Annotated in this window: 23 protein-coding genes; 16 read left to right on the top strand and 7 right to left on the bottom strand. The window is 51.1% G+C overall.

Annotation, left to right across the window (positions count from 1 at the left end; all coding sequences use genetic code 11):
• Genes leuS through nadD form a run of 4 tightly spaced genes read left to right on the top strand, consistent with a single transcriptional unit; the run spans position 1 to position 4871 of the window.
• Positions 1 to 2583, top strand: coding sequence for a leucine--tRNA ligase (gene leuS / locus GUC46_RS16655; protein WP_160180509.1), 2583 nt, complete (start codon positions 1 to 3; stop codon positions 2581 to 2583).
• Positions 2584 to 2597: 14 nt separating this feature from the next.
• Positions 2598 to 3197: an LPS assembly lipoprotein LptE gene (gene lptE, locus GUC46_RS16660; protein ID WP_003847392.1), complete on the top strand. Its 600-nt coding sequence runs from the start codon at positions 2598 to 2600 to the stop codon at positions 3195 to 3197.
• Positions 3197 to 4228, top strand: coding sequence for a DNA polymerase III subunit delta (gene holA, locus GUC46_RS16665; RefSeq protein WP_032948807.1), 1032 nt, complete (start codon positions 3197 to 3199; stop codon positions 4226 to 4228). The genes lptE and holA overlap by 1 nt, the downstream gene beginning before the upstream one ends.
• Position 4229: 1 nt before the next feature.
• Positions 4230 to 4871 carry a nicotinate-nucleotide adenylyltransferase gene (nadD, locus tag GUC46_RS16670; protein ID WP_088732472.1) on the top strand — a complete coding sequence of 214 codons (642 nt, stop codon included), beginning with the start codon at positions 4230 to 4232 and terminating at the stop codon, positions 4869 to 4871.
• Here nadD and cobD read toward each other — a convergent pair.
• Positions 4846 to 5940, bottom strand: coding sequence for a threonine-phosphate decarboxylase CobD (gene cobD / locus GUC46_RS16675; protein WP_160180512.1), 1095 nt, complete (start codon positions 5938 to 5940; stop codon positions 4846 to 4848). The genes nadD and cobD overlap by 26 nt on opposite strands.
• Before the next feature lie 96 nt (positions 5941 to 6036).
• Between cobD and GUC46_RS16680 the strand changes: the two genes are divergently transcribed.
• The 10 genes from GUC46_RS16680 (at position 6037) to lipA (ending at position 15510) form a co-directional block, all read left to right on the top strand.
• Positions 6037 to 6648 carry an adenosylcobalamin/alpha-ribazole phosphatase gene (locus GUC46_RS16680; protein WP_003847399.1) on the top strand — a complete coding sequence of 204 codons (612 nt, stop codon included), beginning with the start codon at positions 6037 to 6039 and terminating at the stop codon, positions 6646 to 6648.
• A gap of 254 nt (positions 6649 to 6902) precedes the next feature.
• The gene (gene rsfS / locus GUC46_RS16685) at positions 6903 to 7220 is read left to right on the top strand and encodes a ribosome silencing factor (RefSeq protein WP_160180514.1); all 318 of its coding nucleotides are present in this window, start codon (positions 6903 to 6905) and stop codon (positions 7218 to 7220) included.
• A gap of 3 nt (positions 7221 to 7223) precedes the next feature.
• Entirely contained in the window at positions 7224 to 7691 is a 468-nt protein-coding gene (gene rlmH / locus GUC46_RS16690) for a 23S rRNA (pseudouridine(1915)-N(3))-methyltransferase RlmH (RefSeq protein WP_003022725.1), read from the top strand.
• Positions 7692 to 7721: 30 nt separating this feature from the next.
• Positions 7722 to 9623, top strand: a complete 1902-nt coding sequence (gene mrdA / locus GUC46_RS16695) for a peptidoglycan DD-transpeptidase MrdA (protein WP_003022722.1) — start codon at positions 7722 to 7724, stop codon at positions 9621 to 9623.
• Between the two features lie 2 nt (positions 9624 to 9625).
• A complete protein-coding gene (mrdB, locus tag GUC46_RS16700) occupies positions 9626 to 10738 on the top strand; it encodes a peptidoglycan glycosyltransferase MrdB (protein ID WP_003022718.1) in 1113 nt (370 codons plus the stop codon).
• A 10-nt stretch (positions 10739 to 10748) separates the two neighbouring features.
• A complete protein-coding gene (gene rlpA, locus GUC46_RS16705) occupies positions 10749 to 11858 on the top strand; it encodes an endolytic peptidoglycan transglycosylase RlpA (RefSeq protein ID WP_160180516.1) in 1110 nt (369 codons plus the stop codon).
• Positions 11859 to 12000: 142 nt separating this feature from the next.
• Entirely contained in the window at positions 12001 to 13212 is a 1212-nt protein-coding gene (dacA, locus tag GUC46_RS16710; RefSeq protein WP_003022711.1) for a D-alanyl-D-alanine carboxypeptidase DacA, read from the top strand.
• Positions 13213 to 13318: 106 nt separating this feature from the next.
• Positions 13319 to 13582 (top strand): DUF493 family protein YbeD, encoded by a 264-nt coding sequence (gene ybeD, locus GUC46_RS16715; protein ID WP_003022706.1) that lies wholly within the window; start codon positions 13319 to 13321, stop codon positions 13580 to 13582.
• A 114-nt stretch (positions 13583 to 13696) separates the two neighbouring features.
• A complete protein-coding gene (gene lipB, locus GUC46_RS16720) occupies positions 13697 to 14338 on the top strand; it encodes a lipoyl(octanoyl) transferase LipB (protein WP_003835583.1) in 642 nt (213 codons plus the stop codon).
• Between the two features lie 206 nt (positions 14339 to 14544).
• A complete protein-coding gene (lipA, locus tag GUC46_RS16725) occupies positions 14545 to 15510 on the top strand; it encodes a lipoyl synthase (protein WP_003022702.1) in 966 nt (321 codons plus the stop codon).
• 98 nt (positions 15511 to 15608) lie between these two features.
• Here the strand turns inward: lipA and tatE are convergent, their stop codons facing one another.
• Together tatE and GUC46_RS16735 are read right to left on the bottom strand one after the other, a co-directional pair.
• Positions 15609 to 15812 carry a twin-arginine translocase subunit TatE gene (tatE, locus tag GUC46_RS16730; RefSeq protein ID WP_003022699.1) on the bottom strand — a complete coding sequence of 68 codons (204 nt, stop codon included), beginning with the start codon at positions 15810 to 15812 and terminating at the stop codon, positions 15609 to 15611.
• Positions 15813 to 15940: 128 nt separating this feature from the next.
• Positions 15941 to 16729, bottom strand: coding sequence for a deaminated glutathione amidase (locus GUC46_RS16735; RefSeq protein WP_003022696.1), 789 nt, complete (start codon positions 16727 to 16729; stop codon positions 15941 to 15943).
• Between the two features lie 90 nt (positions 16730 to 16819).
• On the opposite strand from GUC46_RS16735, the gene crcB reads away from it, so the two are divergent.
• The gene (crcB, locus tag GUC46_RS16740) at positions 16820 to 17203 is read left to right on the top strand and encodes a fluoride efflux transporter CrcB (RefSeq protein WP_044712719.1); all 384 of its coding nucleotides are present in this window, start codon (positions 16820 to 16822) and stop codon (positions 17201 to 17203) included.
• Positions 17204 to 17254: 51 nt separating this feature from the next.
• Here the strand turns inward: crcB and cspE are convergent, their stop codons facing one another.
• Both cspE and pagP read right to left on the bottom strand, forming a co-directional pair.
• Entirely contained in the window at positions 17255 to 17464 is a 210-nt protein-coding gene (cspE, locus tag GUC46_RS16745) for a transcription antiterminator/RNA stability regulator CspE (RefSeq protein ID WP_000034825.1), read from the bottom strand.
• A 189-nt stretch (positions 17465 to 17653) separates the two neighbouring features.
• Positions 17654 to 18217 (bottom strand): lipid IV(A) palmitoyltransferase PagP, encoded by a 564-nt coding sequence (gene pagP / locus GUC46_RS16750; RefSeq protein WP_003835590.1) that lies wholly within the window; start codon positions 18215 to 18217, stop codon positions 17654 to 17656.
• A 462-nt stretch (positions 18218 to 18679) separates the two neighbouring features.
• On the opposite strand from pagP, the gene dcuC reads away from it, so the two are divergent.
• Positions 18680 to 20065 carry an anaerobic C4-dicarboxylate transporter DcuC gene (gene dcuC, locus GUC46_RS16755; RefSeq protein ID WP_003835592.1) on the top strand — a complete coding sequence of 462 codons (1386 nt, stop codon included), beginning with the start codon at positions 18680 to 18682 and terminating at the stop codon, positions 20063 to 20065.
• 116 nt (positions 20066 to 20181) lie between these two features.
• On the opposite strand, the gene dpiA is transcribed toward dcuC, so the two are convergent.
• A complete protein-coding gene (gene dpiA, locus GUC46_RS16760) occupies positions 20182 to 20862 on the bottom strand; it encodes a two-component response regulator DpiA (RefSeq protein WP_003022133.1) in 681 nt (226 codons plus the stop codon).
• Positions 20831 to 22492 carry a sensor histidine kinase DpiB gene (dpiB, locus tag GUC46_RS16765; RefSeq protein WP_130714885.1) on the bottom strand — a complete coding sequence of 554 codons (1662 nt, stop codon included), beginning with the start codon at positions 22490 to 22492 and terminating at the stop codon, positions 20831 to 20833. Before dpiB ends, dpiA begins: the two co-directional genes overlap by 32 nt.
• Positions 22493 to 22739: the final 247 nt, after the last annotated feature.

Consider the following 22739-nt stretch of genomic DNA (forward strand, 5'->3'; position numbering starts at 1 on the left):
ATGCAAGAGCAATACCGCCCGGAAGAGATAGAATCCAAAGTACAGCTTCACTGGGATGAGAAGCGCACATTTGAAGTTACCGAAGACGAGAGCAAAGAGAAGTATTACTGCCTGTCTATGCTTCCCTATCCTTCTGGTCGACTACACATGGGCCACGTACGTAACTACACCATCGGTGACGTGATCGCCCGCTACCAGCGCATGCTGGGCAAAAACGTACTGCAGCCAATTGGCTGGGATGCGTTCGGTCTGCCAGCAGAAGGTGCTGCGGTTAAAAACAACACCGCGCCGGCACCGTGGACGTACGACAACATCGCATACATGAAAAACCAGCTCAAAATGCTGGGTTTCGGTTACGACTGGAGCCGTGAGCTGGCGACCTGCACCCCGGAATATTACCGTTGGGAACAGAAATTCTTCACCGAGCTGTACAAAAAAGGCCTGGTGTACAAGAAAACGTCTGCGGTCAACTGGTGCCCGAATGACCAGACCGTACTGGCGAACGAACAGGTTATCGACGGATGCTGCTGGCGTTGTGATACCAAAGTCGAGCGTAAAGAGATCCCGCAGTGGTTCATCAAAATCACCGCTTACGCTGACGAACTGCTGCGTGACCTGGATAACCTGGATCACTGGCCTGACACCGTGAAAACGATGCAGCGCAACTGGATTGGCCGTTCTGAAGGCGTAGAAATCACCTTCGATGTGAACGATTACGACAACACGCTGACCGTTTACACAACCCGTCCGGACACCTTTATGGGTGCGACCTATCTGGCCGTTGCCGCAGGTCACCCGCTGGCGCAGAAAGCCGCTGCAAATAACCCGGAACTGGCCGCCTTCATTGACGAATGCCGCAACACCAAGGTTGCTGAAGCCGAAATGGCAACCATGGAGAAGAAAGGCGTCGACACGGGCTTTAAAGCCGTTCACCCGCTGACTGGCGAAGAGATCCCAGTTTGGGCAGCAAACTTCGTCCTGATGGAATACGGTACGGGCGCAGTCATGGCCGTTCCGGGCCACGATCAACGCGATTACGAGTTTGCGACTAAATATGGCCTGACCATCAAGCCAGTAATTCTGACCGCTGAAGGCGCAGAGCCGGATCTGTCCGAACAAGCTCTGACCGAAAAAGGGGTACTGTTTAACTCCGGTGAGTTTGACGGCCTCGACTTCGAAGCAGCCTTCAATGCCATTGCTGACAAGCTGGTGGCTCTTGGCGTGGGTGAGCGTAAAGTAAACTACCGTCTGCGTGACTGGGGTGTTTCCCGTCAGCGTTACTGGGGCGCGCCGATTCCGATGGTGACATTGGAAGACGGTACCGTACTGCCGACGCCAGAAGACCAGTTGCCGGTTATTCTGCCGGAAGACGTGGTTATGGATGGTATTACCAGCCCAATCAAAGCCGATCCGGAGTGGGCAAAAACCACCGTTAACGGCATGCCTGCACTGCGCGAAACCGACACTTTCGATACTTTTATGGAATCCTCCTGGTACTACGCGCGCTACACCTGCCCGCAGTACAACGAAGGGATGCTGGATCCAGAAGCTGCAAACTACTGGCTGCCGGTTGATATCTACATTGGTGGTATTGAACACGCCATCATGCACCTGCTCTACTTCCGCTTCTTCCACAAGCTGATGCGCGATGCGGGTATGGTCAACTCTGACGAACCGGCTAAACAGCTGCTGTGCCAGGGTATGGTGCTGGCCGATGCGTTCTATTACGTTGGTGCAAACGGTGAGCGTAACTGGGTTTCTCCGGTTGATGCCATCGTTGAGCGCGACGAGAAAGGTCGTATCGTCAAAGCTCAGGACGCAGAAGGCCATGAACTGGTGTATACCGGCATGAGCAAAATGTCCAAGTCGAAAAATAACGGTATCGACCCGCAGGTTATGGTTGAACGTTACGGCGCCGACACCGTACGTCTGTTCATGATGTTCGCTTCTCCGGCTGATATGACGCTGGAATGGCAAGAATCCGGCGTTGAAGGGGCGAACCGCTTCCTGAAACGTGTCTGGAAGCTGGTTTACGAACATACCTCCAAAGGTGATGTAGCTGAACTGAACGTTGATGTGTTGAGCGAAGACCAAAAAGCGCTGCGTCGCGACGTGCACAAAACCATTGCTAAAGTGACCGATGATATCGGTCGTCGTCAGACCTTTAACACCGCAATTGCGGCGATTATGGAGTTGATGAACAAGCTGGCGAAAGCACCGCAGGAAGACGAACAAGACAGAGCCCTGATGCAGGAAGCGTTACTGGCCGTCGTTCGCATGCTGAACCCGTTCACCCCACACGTTTGCTTCACGATGTGGCTGGCGCTGAAAGGTGAAGGCGATATCGACAACGCACCGTGGCCGGTAGCTGACGAAGCCGCAATGGTTGAAGACTCGACGTTGGTTGTTGTTCAGGTGAACGGTAAAGTCCGTGGCAAAATTACCGTTCCGGTAAATGCGACAGAAGAACAGGTTCGTGAACGTGCTGGCCAGGAGCATCTGGTGGCAAAATATCTTGATGGCGTTACCGTACGTAAAGTGATTTATGTACCGGGTAAACTCCTCAATCTGGTCGTTGGCTAAGCGCGGGAGGAAGCGTGCGACTTCTGACAACATTGTTGTTATCTCTGGCGGTGCTTGCCACCGCCGGGTGTGGCTGGCATCTGCGTAGTACTACGCAGGTTCCACCCTCAATGAAAACCATGATCCTGAACTCTGGCGATCCGAACGGCCCGTTAAGCCGTGCGGTCCGTAACCAGCTGCGTCTGAACGGTGTGACGCTGCTTGAAGACGGTACAATGCGTAAAGATGTGACGTCTTTACGTCTTGGCGCGGTAAGCATTTCGCAGGATACGGCGTCGGTATTCCAGAACGGTCAAACGGCTGAATACCAGATGGTGATGTCCGTAAGCGCTACCGTGCTGATTCCAGGACATGATATTTACCCTATCAGCGCAAAAGTTTATCGTTCGTTCTTTGACAACCCACAGGCTGCACTGGCGAAGGATAACGAGCAGGAGATGATCGTAAAAGAGATGTATGACAAAGCGGCTGAACAGTTAATTCGTAAGCTGCCAAGCGTACATCTGGCTGATACTCTGTCATCCAATGCTGATGATGATGCTAAGCCAGCTGCGACAAAAGCCGCAGAGCCTGCGTCATCTCCGGCGCGTGTCTCCACCACGCTGGGTAACTGATGCTCAAGTTGTACCCTGAACAACTCCGCGCACAGCTCAATGAAGGGCTGCGCGCGGCGTATTTGCTCTTAGGTAACGATCCCCTCTTATTGCAGGAAAGCCAGGATGCCATCCGTCAGGCTGCTGCCACACAAGGGTTCGAAGAACACCATGCCTTCACTCTGGACAACAGCACCGACTGGGGAGAGATTTTTTCACTCTGCCAGGCGATGAGCCTGTTTGCCAACCGTCAAACCCTGCTCCTGCAACTGCCTGAAAATGGCCCCAATGCCGCCATTAACGAACAGCTCGCTTCACTCGTCACACTGCTACATAACGACCTGCTGCTGATTGTTCGTGGTAACAAGCTGACTAAAGCGCAGGAAAACGCCGCATGGTATACCGGACTTGCCAATAATGCGGTGCAGGTCAGCTGCCAGACGCCGGAGCAAGCACAGCTCCCGCGTTGGGTCGCCACGAGGGCTAAACTCAATAACCTGCAACTGGATGACGCAGCCAATCAGCTGTTGTGCTATTGCTATGAAGGTAACCTGTTAGCACTGGCGCAAGCACTGGAACGGTTAGCATTGCTTTGGCCTGATGGCAAACTAACGCTGCCTCGCGTAGAGAAAGCCGTTAACGATGCAGCGCACTTTACCCCGTTCCACTGGGTGGATGCGTTGCTGATGGGCAAAAGCAAACGCGCGCTGCACATTCTGCAACAGCTACGTCTGGAAGGCAGTGAGCCGGTTATTTTGCTGCGTACTATACAGCGTGAATTGCTGTTGCTGGTCAACCTAAAACGGCAGTCGGCGAATACCCCCTTGCGCACGTTGTTTGATAAACACCGGGTGTGGCAAAATCGCCGGGGCATGATGGGTGATGCGCTAAACCGGCTGAACCCGGCACAGCTGCGTCAGGCGGTAACGCTGTTAACGCGTACGGAAATTACGCTTAAACAAGACTATGGTCAGTCAGTGTGGGCGGAACTTGAGGGACTGTCCCTTTTGCTCTGCCATAAATCACTGGCCGATGTTTTTATTGATGGTTGATATGAAATCATTGCAGGCTATGTTCGGCGGCACCTTTGATCCGGTGCATTATGGTCATCTTAAACCGGTTGAAATTCTGGCGAATCTGATTGGTCTTTCCCGGGTCATCATCATGCCCAATAACGTGCCGCCGCATCGTGCGCAGCCTGAAGCGTCCGGTGAGCAACGTAAGCGCATGGTTGAACTGGCCATTGCTGATAAACCGCTGTTTTCCCTGGATGAACGCGAACTGAAACGCGACACGGCCTCCTACACCGCGCAAACGCTAAAAGAGTGGCGCGAGGAACAAGGCCCGAATGTGCCGTTAGCGTTTATCATTGGTCAGGATTCGCTGCTGACCTTCCCTTCCTGGCACGACTACCACACGATTCTGGATAATACCCATCTCATCGTATGCCGACGTCCAGGTTATCCTCTCGAAATGACGCAGGAAAAGCACCAGCAATGGCTGGAAGATCACCTGACTCATTCGCCGGATGACCTGCACAACCTGCCTTGCGGGAAAATCTACCTGGCCGAAACGCCGTGGTTCAACATCTCCGCCACGCTCATTCGCGAGCGACTGGAAAAAGGCGAGCCGTGCGACGACCTGATGCCAGGCGCAGTGCTTGACTATATCAATCAGCAGGGGTTGTATCGCTAAGCGTGTTGTTTAATGCCGCCAGCAGGCGGTCATTTTCTTCCTGACTGCGAACAGCAACTCGGTAATAACGCGCGTCCAACCCAGGGTAATTGGCACAACTGCGAATCAAGACATGCTGTTCCAGCAACATCCGTTGCAAATCAATATCCGCGCAATCGCAGCGTAATAAACGATAATTTGCCTGGCCGGGATACACCGTCAGGCCGGGCAGGTTTTGTAGCTGTTGCTCAAACCGCGCTCCCTCTTGTTCCAGCCATTTCCACGTCGCCTGCTGATAAGCGCTGTCGCGTAAAATAATCTCGCCAGCCAGAGCAGCAAACGCATTAATTGACCACGGCATTTGTCGGCTGCGCATTTGTACAACGGCCTGCTCGTTACTATTGACCAGATACCCCAGACGCAGCCCCGGTATCGCATAGAACTTGGTGAGCGAGCGCAGCACCCAAATATGCGGGTTATCCCGAAGTAGCGGAATAAACCCCGGCTCCCCGGCAATAAAATCGATAAACGCTTCATCAAGGATCAGATTGATCCCAAGCCGCTCACAACGTGAGGCAATCTCACGTAGCAGGCGGTTATCCGGTAGTAACCCGGTGGGGTTGTTGGGCGTGCAGAGAAACAGGCAGTCCAGCTCTGAGGTTAACGCATCGAGGATCGCATCGGTAAGCTGCCAGCCATCGTCTTCGCGCAGCGCAAACTCATGGATCGTACAGTCTCCCCATTGCAGCGCCCGACGATATTCAGCAAACCCAGGCGTCACGATCATCGCGTGACGTGGCTTCAGGCCATCTACCAGGGTAAAAATAGACTCGGTCTCACCGTTTCCGGCCAGGATCCACGAGGCCGGAATCTGATGATGCTCCGCCAACGCTGCATGCAGTTGCGCGTAATCGACATCCGGGTAACGCTCCGCGCAGTCCATATTATCGATAATTGCGCGTTTTAAACCTGCTGGCATACCCAGCGGATTAATATTCGCGCTAAAATCCAGCAATTGCTCAGGCGAGACGCCCAACAGTTCGGCGGCTTCTCGGGTATTACCACCATGCGCGCTCTTCAATAAAGACATCGTGCCGCTCCACGTAAAAAAAGGTATTTTAGTGAAAAATCTCTGCGTAATCAGGGCAAACATCATGTTTTGTGCGAATAACCCCGAGAGGAAAAAATGAGACTCTGGTTGGTACGTCATGGCGAAACCGAAGCCAACGTCGCGGGTTTATATAGCGGCCACGCTCCCACACCACTAACAGAACGGGGAATAGCTCAGGCGCAAACGCTGAGTACGCTGTTACGCAATGTGCCTGTCGACAACGTTCTGTGCAGCGAGCTGGAGCGCGCCCGCCATACAACGCAGTTGATCTTAGGCGATCGCGAGATTCCTGTGCGTAACATGCCTGAGCTCAATGAGATGTTTTTTGGCGACTGGGAAATGCGCCACCATCGAGATCTGGCGCGCGAAGACGCCGAAAACTACGCCGTGTGGTGTAACGACTGGCAGAACGCGACGCCCACTAATGGCGAAGGTTTTCAGGCATTTTCCCTGCGCGTGGAACGCTTCATTGCTCAACTCGATGATTACAAAATGTGCCAAAACCTGCTGGTGGTGAGTCATCAGGGTGTACTGAGCGTGTTGATCGCCCGTTTGTTGTCCATGCCGGCAGCAGCAATGTGGCATTTTCGCGTCGAACAAGGTTGCTGGAGCGCGATTGATTTTTGCGACGATTTTGCGGTTCTGAAAGTACTTAACAGCCGGGCTGTATGGTACGACGGAGAGTGAAAGCACTGTTTTTTCTGCCGAAGGGCTTCTCTCCCATTGACACCCCATGACAGGCTGTTATTCTCCGCAACCTGACTTTTCCCGCCCTTCAGAGCTTTGCAGAAATTGTTTTACAAAAATGGCGATGCATTCTGCGGCGTGGGGTGGGATGATAGCGCACTTCACAAGCGCTTTCGGAGACATTTGTCCCGATATCGCCTCTGGTTCAGGTATACTAACAGACGTTTTTAACTCTTTTCACCCAGGGGGAACACTTGCAGGGTAAAGCACTTCAGGATTTTGTAATCGACAAAATTGATGACCTGAAAGGTCAAGACATCATCGCCTTAGACGTTCAGGGCAAATCCAGCATCACTGATTGCATGATTATCTGTACTGGCACGTCCAGCCGTCATGTAATGTCTATCGCAGACCACGTTGTTCAGGAGTCCCGCATTGCTGGTCTGCTGCCGCTCGGCGTAGAAGGCGAGAACGTAGCAGACTGGATCGTCGTTGACCTCGGCGATGTGATTGTCCACGTGATGCAGGAAGAAAGCCGTCGCCTGTATGAACTGGAAAAACTCTGGAGTTAATGCGTGAAGCTGCAACTTGTCGCTGTGGGTACGAAAATGCCTGACTGGGTGCAAACCGGTTTTACGGAGTATCTCCGTCGGTTTCCGAAAGATATGCCCTTTGAGCTGATCGAAATCCCGGCAGGAAAACGCGGCAAGAACGCGGATATTAAACGCATTCTCGACAAAGAGGGTGAACAGATGCTGGCTGCAGCAGGCAAAAACCGCATCGTCACCCTTGATATCCCTGGCAAACCCTGGGACACGCCGCAGTTGGCGACCGAACTGGAACGCTGGAAACTGGACGGTCGTGACGTCAGTTTGTTGATTGGTGGGCCGGAAGGTCTTTCTCCTGCCTGTAAAGCAGCAGCGGAACAAAGCTGGTCACTCTCAGCGTTAACCCTTCCTCACCCTCTTGTTCGGGTTCTGGTTGCGGAGAGTCTGTACAGGGCGTGGAGCATTACCACCAACCATCCTTATCACCGTGAGTGATCATTGATTCTTGAGTAGATTAAGCAGCGGATGAAACTACAGAATTCTTTTCGCGACTATTCGGCTGAGTCTGCGCTGTTTGTGCGCCGGGCGCTGGTCGCTTTTTTGGGGATTTTGCTGCTCACCGGCGTGCTGATCGCCAACCTTTATAATCTGCAAATCGTTCGCTTTACTGATTATCAGACCCGCTCGAACGAAAACCGCATCAAACTGGTGCCTATCGCCCCCAGTCGCGGCATTATTTATGACCGTAACGGAATCCCGCTCGCCCTTAACCGCACCATTTATCAGATAGAAATGATGCCAGAAAAGGTCGACAACGTTCAGGATACCCTCGACGCGCTGCGTAACGTCGTAGACCTGACGGACGATGACATTGCCGCCTTTAAAAAAGAGCGCGCCCGTTCACACCGTTTCACATCCATTCCGGTAAAAACTAACCTGAGTGAAGTTCAGGTCGCACGCTTTGCCGTTAATCAATATCGCTTTCCTGGCGTCGAAGTTAAAGGTTATAAACGCCGCTACTACCCCTACGGCTCTGCGCTGACCCATGTCATTGGCTACGTATCAAAAATCAACGATAAAGACGTAGACCGCCTGGACAAAGACGGCAAACTGGCTAACTACGCGGCGACGCACGACATCGGCAAGCTGGGTATTGAACGTTATTACGAAGATGTACTTCACGGCCAGACCGGTTATGAAGAGGTTGAAGTGAACAACCGCGGCCGCGTCATTCGCCAACTGAAGGAAGTGGCGCCGCAGGCCGGGCACGATATCTATCTCACCCTCGATTTGAAACTCCAGCAGTACATTGAAACGCTGCTGGCGGGCAGTCGCGCCGCCGTGGTGGTTACCGACCCGCGTACCGGCGGCGTTCTCGCGCTGGTGTCCATGCCGAGCTACGACCCGAACCTGTTTGTCGATGGTATTTCCAGTAAAGATTACTCCGGGTTGCTCAATGACCCGAACACCCCATTGGTTAACCGCGCCACGCAGGGTGTTTACCCTCCTGCTTCGACAGTTAAACCTTACGTCGCGGTTTCTGCATTAAGTGCAGGTGTCATCACCCGCAATACTGGTCTGTTCGATCCAGGTTGGTGGCAATTACCGGGCTCTGAAAAACGTTACCGTGACTGGAAAAAATGGGGGCACGGCCATCTGAACATCACCCGTTCTCTGGAAGAGTCGGCGGATACGTTTTTCTATCAAATCGCCTATGATATGGGGATAGACCGACTTTCAGAGTGGATGAGCAAATTCGGCTACGGCAAATATACGGGTATCGATCTCGCTGAAGAACGCTCCGGCAATATGCCTACCCGCGAGTGGAAGCAAAAACGGTTTAAAAAGCCATGGTACCAGGGTGATACCATTCCGGTCGGCATCGGTCAGGGTTACTGGACTGCAACCCCAATCCAGATGAGTAAAGCGCTGATGATCCTTATCAACGACGGTTTGATAAAAGTTCCGCATCTGTTGATGAGCACGGCAGAAAATGGCAAGCAGGTTCCGTGGGTACAGCCGCACGAACCGCCCGTTGGTGATATTCATTCTGGATACTGGGAAATCGCGAAAGACGGCATGTACGGTGTAGCAAACCGCCCTAACGGTACTGCGCACAAGTATTTCGCTAGCGCACCTTACAAAATTGCGGCGAAATCCGGTACTGCCCAGGTCTTTGGCCTGAAAGCCAATGAAACCTATAACGCGCACAAGATCGCCGAGCGCTTACGTGACCACAAGCTGATGACGGCCTTCGCACCCTATGATAAGCCCCAGGTTGCTGTCGCCATAATCCTTGAAAACGGTGGCGCGGGCCCGGCTGTGGGTACCATTATGCGCCAGATCCTTGACCACATTATGTTGGGCGACAACAACACCAATCTGCCTGCAGAAAACCCCGCGGTTGCAGCAGCGGAGGACCAATAATCGTGACGGATAATCCGAACAAAAAAACATTCTGGGACAAAATCCACATCGATCCCACGATGTTGCTTATTTTGCTGGCGCTGCTGGTTTACAGCTCGCTGGTCATCTGGAGTGCCAGCGGCCAGGATATCGGCATGATGGAGCGCAAGGTCGGCCAGATCGCAATGGGCCTGGTCATCATGGTGGTGATGGCGCAAATCCCGCCCCGGGTTTATGAAGGCTGGGCACCCTATCTCTATATATTCTGCATCATCCTGTTGGTGGCGGTAGATGCCTTCGGCGCGATATCCAAAGGGGCGCAGCGCTGGCTGGATTTGGGTATTGTGCGTTTTCAGCCTTCCGAAATTGCCAAGATTGCCGTGCCGCTGATGGTCGCACGCTTCATCAACCGTGATGTTTGCCCGCCATCGCTAAAAAATACCGCCATTGCACTGGTGCTGATATTTATGCCCACCCTGCTGGTGGCCGCTCAGCCTGACCTCGGTACCTCAATACTGGTCGCCCTTTCCGGTCTGTTTGTTCTGTTCCTTTCTGGTTTAAGCTGGCGTTTAATCGGTGTTGCGGTGGTTCTGGTTGCGGCGTTTATCCCGATACTGTGGTTCTTCCTGATGCATGATTACCAGCGTCAGCGCGTCATGATGTTGCTCGATCCGGAAACCGATCCACTGGGTGCGGGTTATCATATTATTCAGTCTAAAATTGCTATTGGCTCCGGCGGTCTACGCGGCAAGGGCTGGCTGCACGGTACACAGTCGCAGCTTGAGTTTTTACCCGAACGTCACACGGACTTTATCTTCGCGGTATTAGCAGAAGAGCTGGGTCTGGTAGGGATCTTAATTCTGCTTGCGCTGTACATTTTGCTGATTATGCGCGGATTATGGATCGCTGCCCACGCGCAAACCACCTTTGGTCGCGTCATGGCAGGTGGTTTAATGTTGATATTATTCGTTTATGTCTTCGTAAATATTGGTATGGTGAGCGGTATTCTGCCCGTGGTTGGCGTTCCTCTCCCACTGGTCAGTTACGGAGGCTCGGCACTTATCGTGCTGATGGCCGGGTTCGGGATTGTTATGTCGATCCACACCCATAGAAAAATGTTGTCGAAAAGCGTGTAAGGGGTACGCAATGCGTAAGCAGTGGCTTGGTATCTGCATCGCAGCAGGAATGCTCGCGGCGTGTTCGAGTGATGATGGTCAGCAACAGGGTGCTGTCGCGCCGCAGCCTACGGTGTGCAATGGTCCGATTGTTGAAATCAGCGGGGCCGATCCGCGCTTTGAACCCCTGAACCCAACGGCGAATCAGGACTATCAACGTGATGGTAAGAGCTACAAAATCGTCCAGGATCCTTCCCGCTTTAGCCAGGCAGGACTTGCCGCTATCTATGATGCGGAACCCGGAAGCAACTTAACCGCGTCTGGTGAAGCGTTCGACCCGATGCAACTGACCGCAGCGCATCCCACGCTGCCAATCCCAAGCTATGCCAGAGTAACTAACCTGGCAAACGGCAGGATGATTGTCGTGCGCATAAACGATCGCGGCCCTTATGGCAACGATCGCGTGATTTCACTTTCACGTGCAGCAGCAGACCGTCTGAATACCTCCAACAACACCAAAGTGCGTATCGACCCGATCATCGTCGCCCAGGATGGTTCATTGTCCGGTCCGGGTATGGCGTGTACGACAGTCGCAAAGCAAACCTATGCCCTGCCCGCGCGTCCTGATTTAAGCGGTGGCGGTAATATGGGAAGTATGCCTTCGCCATCGGATGCGGGTCAGCCGCAAGGCGATATTCGTCCGATCAGCAATTCCACGCTGAAAAGCGATGATCCAACCGGTGCGCCAGTGAACAGCGGTGGATTCCTCGGTGCGCCAACCACCCTCGCCGCAGGCGTGCTGGAAGGTAGCGAGCCGACTCCGGCTCCGCAACCGACCATCTCCGCACCGGCAACACCAACCGCACCAGCAGCAACATCAACCGCCGTCGCGGCACCAGCTCCAGCGGCAGTAGCCAACGGACGTTACGTGGTTCAGGTTGGCGCAGTCAGCGAGCAGTCGCGTGCGCAGCAGTATCAAAAACGTTTAAGCCAGCAGTTTGGCGTCCCAGGTCGGGTGGTACAAAATGGCGCAGTCTGGCGTATCCAGATGGGGCCGTTCGCCAGCAAAGCTGAAGCCTCCACATTGCAGCAGCGTCTTCAATCCGAGGCGCAATTACAGTCCTTCATCACCGGCGTGTAATAACGTAAATCAGGTATCTGAACTGTCAGTTTCTGTAAATGACATTAACAAAGTCACGCGGAAAGTCAGATGCCTGCCCGTTTTGCATTTGCTATAGTAGGGCACTTTTTTAAATTTCATCACGGACGTCGTAGTTCAGACCATGAAGACCACTTTTTCCGCTCGTTTCGTGCAGCGTATGGCGCTCACCGCGGCTCTCTGCGCAGCTTCTCTCTCTGCTGCCCATGCCGATGACCTGAATATTAAAACCATGATCCCGGGTGTTCCGCAGATCGATGCGGAGTCATATATCCTGATTGATTACAATTCAGGCAAAGTTCTGGCAGAACAGAACGCAGACACTCGCCGCGACCCCGCCAGTCTGACCAAAATGATGACCAGCTACGTCATCGGCCAGGCGATGAAAGCCGGCAAGTTCAAAGAAACCGATCTGGTCACTGTCGGCAATGACGCCTGGGCTACAGGTAACCCGGTGTTTAAAGGTTCATCGTTGATGTTCCTGAAACCTGGAATGCAGGTTCCTGTTTCCCAGCTAATCCGTGGTATCAACCTACAATCCGGGAATGACGCGTGTGTGGCAATGGCGGACTTCGCAGCCGGTAGCCAGGATGCTTTCGTCGGTCTGATGAACAGCTATGTGAACGCGCTGGGCCTGAAAAATACCCACTTCCAGACCGTTCATGGTCTCGATGCTGACGGTCAGTACAGCTCGGCTCGCGACATGGCGATGATTGGCCAGGCGCTGATTCGTGACGTGCCTAACGAATACTCTATCTATAAAGAAAAAGAGTTCACCTTTAACGGCATTCGTCAGTTAAACCGCAACGGCTTGCTGTGGGATAACAGCCTGAATGTCGACGGTATCAAAACCGGTCATACCGACAAAGCTGGCTATAACCTCGTTGCATCCGCAACCGAAGGTCAGATGCGTCTGATCTCTGCCGTCATGGGTGGCCGCACCTATAAAGGTCGTGAAACCGAAAGTAAAAAACTGCTGACCTGGGGCTTCCGTTTCTTTGAAACCGTGAATCCACTGAAAGTCGGTAAAGAGTTTGCTTCAGAACCGGCCTGGTTTGGTAACACCGATCGTGCATCGTTAGGCGTAGATAAAGATGTCTACCTGACCATTCCGCGCGGCCGCATGAAAGATCTGAAAGCAAGCTATGTGCTGAACACCACAGAACTGCATGCACCGCTGCAGAAAAACCAGGTTGTCGGCACCATCAACTTCCAGTTGGATGGCAAAACCATCGAACAGCGCCCGCTGGTAGTCCTGCAGGAAATCCCTGAAGGCAACTTCTTTGGGAAAATCATTGATTACATTAAATTAATGTTCCATCACTGGTTTGGCTAAAAATCGAACACTTGAAAGTGTGATTTACGTCCCCATATACTAGGTATCCAGATAACTCCCACACGCTGTGGGAGTTATTATTTATTGATGTAACGCCGGAGCTGACATGAAAACCAAACTTAACGAACTGCTTGAATTCCCTACTCCATTTACTTACAAAGTAATGGGGCAGGCGTTGCCTGAGCTGGTTGATCAGGTGGTTGAAGTGGTACAGCGCCATGCGCCAGGTGATTACTCTCCGACGGTAAAACCGAGCAGCAAAGGCAACTACCACTCGGTCTCAATCACTATTACTGCTACACACATTGAGCAGGTTGAAACGCTGTACGAAGAATTAGGCAATATCGATATCGTACGCATGGTACTGTAAAAACCTGTTGGTTACCCGCTGCATCCCCGCTCGGGTAACCCCTCCCTCCTGTGATATACTTTTCCCCCTCTTTTATATTCTCTACTCTATGTGAGTATCTACGGAGATGCCGTTTTGTATCAGGATAAAATTCTGGTCCGCCAGCTCGGTCTTCAACCTTACGAGCCAGTTTCTCTGGCCATGCACGAATTCACCGATACCCGCGATGAAAACAGTTATGACGAAATCTGGCTGGTAGAGCATTATCCTGTTTTTACCCAGGGTCAGGCAGGTAAAGCAGAGCACGTACTGATGCCGGGCGATATTCCGGTGATCCAGAGCGATCGTGGCGGCCAGGTGACCTACCACGGGCCGGGCCAGCAGGTCATGTATGTGCTGTTGAACCTGAAGCGTCGCAAACTTGGCGTTCGTGAACTGGTTACGCTGCTGGAACAAACCGTCGTCAATACACTTGCGGAAATCGGCATTGATGCCCACCCGCGAGCCGATGCGCCTGGCGTATACGTCGGGGAGAAGAAAATCTGCTCTTTGGGATTACGTATTCGTAGAGGATGTTCGTTTCACGGCTTAGCGCTCAACGTGGATATGGATTTGTCGCCTTTCCTGCGTATCAATCCTTGTGGTTACGCCGGAATGGAGATGGCGAAAGTATCGCTGTGGGATAGCGCAGCCACGACCGAGAGCGTTCGCCCACGCCTGCTGGCCAACATATTAGCGCTGTTGGGTAACCCACCGCACGAGTACGTTGCAGACTGAAAATACGGTCATACTTTGCCACGGCAAATGTTGTGGCAAATGGCACAAAACAACAACTATTTTACATTTTGCCAGCCTGTCAGGCTGCTTTCTGGCCCGTTTCAATGATATACTGCGTATCACTAATTCAAAAATAGTTGATAAATGCAACATTCCCTTGAATTGAAACGCTTTCCTTCGTAATTCGCAACTGGAACACGCAAGCTATGAGTAAACCCATTGTGATGGAACGCGGTGTTAAATACCGCGATGCCGATAAGATGGCTCTTATCCCGGTAAAAAATGTGGCAACAGAGCGTGAAGCCCTGCTGCGTAAACCGGAATGGATGAAAATAAAACTGCCAGCGGACTCCACTCGCATCCAGGGCATCAAAGCGGCAATGCGCAAAAATGGCCTGCACTCTGTCTGCGAAGAGGCTTCCTGCCCTAACCTGGCTGAATGTTTCAATCACGGAACCGCAACCTTTATGATCCTCGGCGCAATCTGTACCCGCCGTTGCCCATTCTGCGACGTTGCCCATGGCCGTCCGGTTGCTCCGGATGCTAACGAGCCGTTAAAACTTGCTCAGACGATTGCTGACATGGCGCTGCGCTATGTCGTCATTACCTCCGTTGACCGCGACGATCTGCGTGACGGCGGCGCTCAGCACTTTGCTGACTGTATCACCGCTATTCGTGAGAAAAGCCCGTCGATTAAAATCGAAACGCTGGTGCCTGACTTCCGTGGTCGTATGGATCGCGCGTTGGATATCCTCACCGCCACGCCGCCAGACGTGTTTAACCACAACCTCGAAAACGTACCGCGTATTTATCGCAATGTACGTCCGGGGGCGGACTACAACTGGTCGCTGAAGCTTCTGGAACGTTTCAAGGAAGCGCACCCGGAGATTCCGACTAAATCAGGTCTGATGGTTGGTCTGGGCGAAACCAATGCAGAAATCATTGAGGTCATGCGTGACCTGCGCAGTCATGGCGTGACCATGCTGACGCTGGGGCAGTATTTACAGCCAAGCCGCCACCACCTGCCGGTTCAACGCTATGTAAGCCCGGATGAGTTCGATGAGATGAAAGCCGAAGCTATGGCCATGGGCTTTACCCATGCAGCCTGCGGTCCATTCGTTCGCTCTTCATACCATGCTGACATGCAGGCCAAAGGGCTGGAAGTGAAGTAATCGTGTAATACTCACTTACATATCAGTAATAAAAAAACCGGCAAATTGCCGGTTTTTTTTCATGCAGAGTATGCAGTATGAGCATCATGCTCCTGACATTACTCTTTATGAGAAAGCTTCTCAGCCTGAACGCTACCATCAGCATCTTTCTTAGCATCGGCATTATCGTCATTCATTGCTTTCTTGAAGCCCTTGATTGCCGTTCCCAGGTCTCCACCCAGTGTACGTAACTTCTTGGTACCAAACAGCAGAACAACCAGTGCGGCAACCACCAGCAGTTTGGTAATACTAATCTCACCCATAGATACCTTCTTCACTTAAACCAGGCTGCATAAAGCGCCATATTAACCTGAGAATATTAACGGCCTTTCGACGCGCGCACACAATAGCAATCTGTAACAAGGTGAATCAAGCCTTGTTTAAAAAAACGTCATAATAATTGCGGTGGCGCAAAACGTCGGTTACTTAACACCGGAAGTTGTGCTCTGACCTGCCTTACCCGCTCTGCAGAAACCTCGGCCATAATTAGCGCAGGCGTTTCCGCCGCAGCAGCAATGGTCACACCAAAAGGGTCGATGACCCGGCTTTGGCCGATATTCTTATTACCACACTCTCCCGCCGCAATCAGGTAACACGTTGCATCTAACGCTCTTGCAGCCAAAAGCGTAGACCAGTGATGCTCTTTAAGCGATCCCCGTACCCAGGCTGCGGGTAATACGAGAATTTCCGCTCCCTGCAATGCTTGCGCCAGCGCCAACTCAGGGAAGCGCAGATCATAACAGGTCATTAACCCTACTTTTAACCCGCCTACGTCCAGCAGCGGCGCTATGACGTCCCCTGCATCCACATTTCGTGACTCCTGAATCGAAAAGGCGTCGTAGAGATGTAATTTAGCGTAATGGGCAACTACCTGACCTGCCCGTAGCGCCACCAGCATGTTAAACGCCCGTCCAGGCACAGAGGGAACATGAATCGTCAGGATTGTCGTCATCTCGTTTTGCGCGCTTTCTCGCAGCAAGCGCGTCAAAAATCCACCTTCCAGCAATTGAGCTGATTTCACTGACAGGTCTGGGTCCAGATCGTCACGGGCCAGAAGCGCTTCCGGTAATACCAGTAACGATGCCCCCTCTCCCGCAGCCTGAGACATCAGTAAAACGCAGGTTTCTGCATTTTTTTCCCATGAAGGTCCCACGGCAAATTGCCCTGCTGCAACGAACATATTCCCTCCAGAAAACGTTGTTAGGCTCGCCAACCACGATTATTCAGCGTTACACTCATCCTATATACAATCAAATAGCAGGATTACGCAGTGTTACAACTCCTTTTAGCGGTTTTTATCGGTGGTGGTACAGGTAGTGTAGCAAGATGGATGTTGAGCATGAGGTTTAACCCGCTACATCAGGCCATTCCATTCGGTACGCTGGCTGCAAACTTACTTGGCGCATTTATCATTGGTATGGGTCTGGCATGGTTTAATCGCATGACAAACATTGATCCAATGTGGAAGGTACTGATTACAACTGGCTTTTGCGGGGGGCTAACAACATTTTCCACTTTCTCGGCTGAGGTGGTGTTTTTGTTACAGGAAGGACGCTTTGGTTGGGCTATAGTGAATGTGCTGGTGAATCTGCTGGGATCATTTGCGATGACCGCCCTGGCATTCTGGCTGGTTTCGGCCTCTCCCGCACACTGAGGCGAAAAAAACCCGCAATTAAGCGGGTTTTGAATGCTTGCTGTCGTATGCTTACAGAGCGATTACGTTTGCAGCAGAAGGGCCTTTGGCACCGTTAGTGATTTCGAACTCTACACGCTGACCTTCAGCCAGAGTTTTAAAACCATTGGTCTGGATTGCAGAGAAGTGTACGAACACGTCTTTGCTGCCATCTTCCGGAGTAATGAAACCGAATCCTTTGGACTCATTAAACCACTTAACGTTACCTTTAATCTTAGACATCAAAATTACCTTTACATGAAAAATAGACACAAATGCTGTGTCGGGTATCAGTACAACAATTGTGGTGCACTTTGTCCAGTCGAACTTTATCAAAAAGTGATAAATGTCGCGTTATTTTTCAGTTAACGTTGATATCACACTGTTTTAAAAAGACTTTTTAATAATCCACCTAACAATACAGGTAGTCCATCAAAACTGGAAACGCATCCACGCAAAGTAGACGTTACCGTTGTTGTACGTTCCCGGAATGTAGGTCATCTGGAACGTTGCCGGACCATACCCTATCGATGCCAGCGGTAACAGCACGGGTACCGGAATGTAGTTCCAGTTATCACGCGCGGTAAAACCGGCGGTAAAACCGAGACCTGTATGGAAATTTTCATCGGCCAGCGGTCGCCAGGTTTTTTCCCAGCCATAACCACCAATAGGTTCCCATTTATTGTAGGAATCCTTAAAGGCCATTATATAAAGTCCATGCCAGTTACCTTTATCATCCCAACGGGATTGACCAAATCCTGCCCCCCACGGGCGTTCATTGTAGCGATCCGTTTTTTCTTTATCGTAGGCAAAGCGTGCATGCCAGGTAATAGCCGGTATATACAAATCATAATGTTCCGGCTGCTGCCAGGTTTCACTGACGTTGTCTTTAAAAGTAGCGAACCAGCCTTTATCTTCAGCAGCGCCCTGGGGAATGAAAGCTAACTGAATAAAAAGAAATGAAAAAATGAGAAAATATCGTTTAGCGACAATCACAACTTAATTACCATCCTGGGATTTATTATTAATTGTAGCAAACCCAACCTTAATATTAGCTTAACAAAAATGCGCAGCTAAAAAATCAGAATATTCCTCAGCATGAAATTTTTAAGATAATTAGCCCTTAATTTATTGAGCCATCTCATAGGAACTATTTTCTCTTTATTGCCAATAAATTGTTCTTTCCTCCGGGAAAAGTTAAATAATATTACAATAAATTAACAATTAAGAATCAATATCACCACAAAACACACACACCGTCGCTGCACTTCACAGTTTTTTATTGTGAGATTCTTTTTTTAACCACGATGCTGAAAAAACGGCTAAGCCATCGCTTGAATCCGTATTTTTATTGATTTTAATCAGCAAGAGTTATCGGTTTATTAGGCACATTCTGTCACCACTTTTTACTTTTTTTAGTTTTTTTACTTTCTGGGCAGCAATGCGACAGGGGAAACGATGTTGACATTTATTGAACTCCTTATTGGAGTTGTGGTTATTGTGGGTGTAGCGCGCTACATCATTAAAGGTTATTCCGCGACAGGCGTACTGTTTGTTGGCGGTCTGGTTTTGCTGATTATCAGTGCGCTGATGGGGCATAAAGTGTTGCCATCCAGCGCGGCATCGACGGGCTATACGGCAACAGACATTGTTGAATATATTAAAATTTTGCTGATGAGCCGTGGTGGCGATCTCGGCATGATGATCATGATGCTGTGTGGTTTTGCCGCCTATATGACCCATATTGGCGCGAACGATATGGTCGTTAAGCTGGCCTCCAAGCCCCTGCAATACATCAACTCTCCTTACCTGCTAATGATTGCCGCCTATTTTGTCGCCTGCCTGATGTCACTGGCGGTTTCTTCAGCAACCGGTCTGGGGGTATTGCTGATGGCAACACTGTTCCCGGTCATGGTTAACGTTGGAATCAGCCGTGGCGCTGCAGCGGCTATTTGTGCCTCCCCTGCTGCAATTATTCTTTCACCAACATCCGGTGATGTGGTGCTGGCGGCAAAAGCTGCGGAAATGCCGCTGATCGATTTCGCCTTTAAAACCACGCTGCCAATTTCCATTGCCGCCATCATTGCTATGGCGATTGCCCACTTTTTCTGGCAGCGTTATCTGGATAAAAAAGAGAACATTTCTCATGAAATGTTAGATGTGGCTGAAATCACCACGACTGCCCCGTCATTTTACGCCATTCTGCCGTTTACCCCGATCGTTGGCGTCCTGATTTTTGATGGTAAATGGGGCCCGCAGCTGCACATCATTACGATTCTGGTTCTGTGCATGCTCATCGCGGCTATTCTGGAGTTCGTACGTGGGTTCAACACCCAAAAGGTTTTCTCTGGTCTGGAAGTCGCTTACCGTGGCATGGCGGATGCCTTTGCTAACGTGGTGATGTTGTTAGTCGCTGCGGGTGTTTTTGCCCAGGGTCTGAGCACAATCGGCTTTATTCAGAGTCTGATTTCTATCGCCACCTCGTTTGGTTCAGCGAGCATTATCTTGATGATGGTGCTGGTGATCCTGACTATGTTGGCGGCAATGACTACGGGTTCCGGTAACGCCCCGTTCTACGCCTTCGTTGAGATGATCCCTAAGCTGGCGCATTCTTCCGGCATTAACCCGGCTTACCTTGTTATCCCGATGCTGCAGGCGTCAAACCTTGGGCGCACCATCTCCCCGGTCTCCGGCGTGGTTGTCGCTGTAGCAGGTATGGCAAAGATTTCTCCGTTCGAAGTGGTGAAACGTACTTCGGTTCCGGTTCTGGTTGGACTGCTGGTGGTGATTATCGCAACTGAAGTGATGGTACCAGGTTCTTCTTCAGCCGTCGTTGGCGGCTGATACTCAGTGAAATTTAGGCCGGATTAGGCATCTACGCCGCATCCGGCATTTAAACCGCACCATTGCCGGATGTCGATGCTAAAGCATCTTATCCGGCCTACGTCAGAAATCAGCATTTAGCCGCCATGATAAATACGCTGCGGCCTACCCACCTTACCGTGAATAATCTCCGCAATAATCAAATGACGGCTGGCACAGTACTCCAGGTAGCGTCTGGAAGTCGTTCGGCTGATGGTAAGCGCCTGGGCGATCGTTTCCGCAGTATGGTGTACCGTCGGGTCGGCGAATAATTTCAACACTGCATTCAGTGTTAACGCATCAATCCCGGTCGGTAAATCCCCTTTCGGTTCGCCCCGCGCGTAGGCATTAAACATTTCATCAATCTGCTTTTGGCTGGCGCTGTCATTCCCCGCCAACATGCGTCGACGTTGCTGATAACGCGTCAGGGTCTGCCCCAGCCGCTCGTAGGCAATGGGTTTGACCAGGTAATCAAACGCACCGCTGCGCACGGCCTCGGAGACCGTTTCCATATCGCTGGCCGCCGTGGTAAACACTACGCCGCCCGGATAGCGCGCCTGGGTCAGCTCATGCAGCAACGTAATTCCCTTGCCGTCCGGCAAGTAGTTATCGAGCAGTATCAGACCGGGCTTAAAACGCTCAATCATCATCCTCGCCTGCTCAAGATTACCCGCCAGCCATATCTGGCTGAAACCGGGTATATGGCGGATATATTCAGCATGCATTTCCGCCAGTAGCGTTTCATCCTCAACGATCAACAGCGTTAATGGTTCCGTCATTATTTTTTTTCACTTTCGGAAGAAATAAAGAAAATAAGGTACCGCAAGGGGAGTTATCTTCGAGCGTAATCACCCCGTCACAGCGCCTCACATAACTTGCAATTAGATACAAACCGATGCCATGTTCACCTGGTTCATCGGTACGGGTGCTCACACCCTGTTCAAATATTTTCTCACGCAATGCTTCCGGCACACCGCATCCCTGATCGGCAACTTCGATGATCACGTCATCCCCTTCATCGCTCAAATAGAGCTCTACGACATTGTTGCCTTGCTGGGTGCGCAAGCTCGCTTCGAATGCATTATCAAGCAGATTGCCAACAATTGCTGCAAACTCTGTGCTATCCAGCCCCTCGGGGAGTTGATGCAGTTGGCTTCCCGGAACGATAGTCATGGTGAGGCCCAGTTCCCGCGCGCGCTGCACCTTGCCAAACAACAGACCGGCGACCTGACGATCGGCAAACGCGCCACGCAGGCTGTCAATCAGTTGCTGTTGCGCCTGGGATTCTCCCTGCACCATGGCCAGAACCTTGTCATATTCTTTCATTTGCAGCAGGCCATTGATGGTCGACATCCAGTTCAGGTGCTCATGACGCAGCGTTCTCAGGCTCTCTACATACTGTTTGATCTGCGTTAATTGCGCATTAAGGGTAGCAATTTCATCTTTACTACGAAAACTGATGATTGCCCCAAGCAGTTCGTCACCAGAGCGAATCGCTTCACGGTTGGCGATAACGCTCAGGCCATTAAAGTTTACCATCACATCCTGTCGTTTTTCCGCAATCTGTTGGGTGAAAAAGTCCGCTGGCTGAACCACCTCACTCACCGGTTTTCCAAGCCACTTTCGCCCAGGTGAAGACAGCCCCAGCATTTTCCTCGCACTGCGGTTTATTGCGGTGATATATCCATCAGGATCCACGGCAATCAATCCTTCATATACCGAGCTGAACAACGCTTCCTGCTGACGTACCACCCGCGCAATTTGTTTCGGTTCCATACCCAACATCTGCCGACGAATATGGGCAGCGAAAAACCAGGAGAGCAGCATAAGTACCAACAACAGCAAGATAAACACACCGGCCATCGGGAGTAAGAAATCCGATCGCCAGCTATCGATTTTGCTGATCAGATAACCAATTGAGACTACGCCAATGATTTTGCCATCGTCATCAAAGATGGGCGTTTTAGCGCGCATTGCCATCCCGATGGACCCTTTACCGGTAATAAAGTAGCTTTCCCCTTTTTCCAGCGCACCGGGTTTGGTGAACTGCATCGGGTAGCCAATCTTTTCCGGGTTCGGATGATATAGACGAATGGAGTTGGTATCCCCGATAACCACATAGTCGAAGTCAGTTCCGCTCTGCAGTTTGTCGGCAATCGTCGCCAAACGCTTGTAATCACGATGTTTAACCGCCGTAATGATACTCTCGTTAGAGGCGATGATTTTGGCCTGGTTCATTGCCATATCGCGGACATGCGCGGCCAGATAATCTTCGAAGCTGGCGGTAAAGTATTGTGCCAGGGCGGCGATGATAAAAACAGAAACGACCAAAATAAGCAGAAAGATGCGTAAAGGAAACGCCAGGCTGCGGAAAAAGGGAAACCGTGTTTTATTTTTCTGCTCAGCCATATATCTTCCTCATCCACGTTACCCGAAACTTATTTCTCATTGTAGTTGTAATAGAAATGTTTTATTTACACGTTACGGTATAAAACAAGATCGTTGCAGATTCCCCACTTTAAATCAATTAAACAAATTAAAACCACACGCTATTTCGAGGTTAAATTAATTAAAAAACTTAAAACCATAAAACACATTAAAACCTTCTAACTTATTGTGAAATAAATCAAAAATTACCTCCAAAATACCCCTTACG

The organism is Citrobacter sp. LUTT5 (assembly GCF_009905315.1).
In the GTDB taxonomy this organism is placed as follows: domain Bacteria; phylum Pseudomonadota; class Gammaproteobacteria; order Enterobacterales; family Enterobacteriaceae; genus Citrobacter; species Citrobacter freundii.

Excerpts from the sequence above, each read along its gene's own strand:
- leuS (WP_160180509.1), top strand. The coding sequence starts at position 1 with ATGCAAGAGCAATACCGCCCGGAAGAGATAGAATCCAAAGTACAGCTT.
- holA (WP_032948807.1), top strand. The coding sequence starts at position 3,197 with ATGCTCAAGTTGTACCCTGAACAACTCCGCGCACAGCTCAATGAAGGG.
- nadD (WP_088732472.1), top strand. The coding sequence starts at position 4,230 with ATGAAATCATTGCAGGCTATGTTCGGCGGCACCTTTGATCCGGTGCAT.
- cobD (WP_160180512.1), bottom strand. The coding sequence starts at position 5,940 with ATGTCTTTATTGAAGAGCGCGCATGGTGGTAATACCCGAGAAGCCGCC.
- GUC46_RS16680 (WP_003847399.1), top strand. The coding sequence starts at position 6,037 with ATGAGACTCTGGTTGGTACGTCATGGCGAAACCGAAGCCAACGTCGCG.
- mrdA (WP_003022722.1), top strand. The coding sequence starts at position 7,722 with ATGAAACTACAGAATTCTTTTCGCGACTATTCGGCTGAGTCTGCGCTG.
- rlpA (WP_160180516.1), top strand. The coding sequence starts at position 10,749 with ATGCGTAAGCAGTGGCTTGGTATCTGCATCGCAGCAGGAATGCTCGCG.
- dacA (WP_003022711.1), top strand. The coding sequence starts at position 12,001 with ATGAAGACCACTTTTTCCGCTCGTTTCGTGCAGCGTATGGCGCTCACC.
- ybeD (WP_003022706.1), top strand. The coding sequence starts at position 13,319 with ATGAAAACCAAACTTAACGAACTGCTTGAATTCCCTACTCCATTTACT.
- lipA (WP_003022702.1), top strand. The coding sequence starts at position 14,545 with ATGAGTAAACCCATTGTGATGGAACGCGGTGTTAAATACCGCGATGCC.
- tatE (WP_003022699.1), bottom strand. The coding sequence starts at position 15,812 with ATGGGTGAGATTAGTATTACCAAACTGCTGGTGGTTGCCGCACTGGTT.
- GUC46_RS16735 (WP_003022696.1), bottom strand. The coding sequence starts at position 16,729 with ATGTTCGTTGCAGCAGGGCAATTTGCCGTGGGACCTTCATGGGAAAAA.
- cspE (WP_000034825.1), bottom strand. The coding sequence starts at position 17,464 with ATGTCTAAGATTAAAGGTAACGTTAAGTGGTTTAATGAGTCCAAAGGA.
- dcuC (WP_003835592.1), top strand. The coding sequence starts at position 18,680 with ATGTTGACATTTATTGAACTCCTTATTGGAGTTGTGGTTATTGTGGGT.
- dpiA (WP_003022133.1), bottom strand. The coding sequence starts at position 20,862 with ATGACGGAACCATTAACGCTGTTGATCGTTGAGGATGAAACGCTACTG.
- dpiB (WP_130714885.1), bottom strand. The coding sequence starts at position 22,492 with ATGGCTGAGCAGAAAAATAAAACACGGTTTCCCTTTTTCCGCAGCCTG.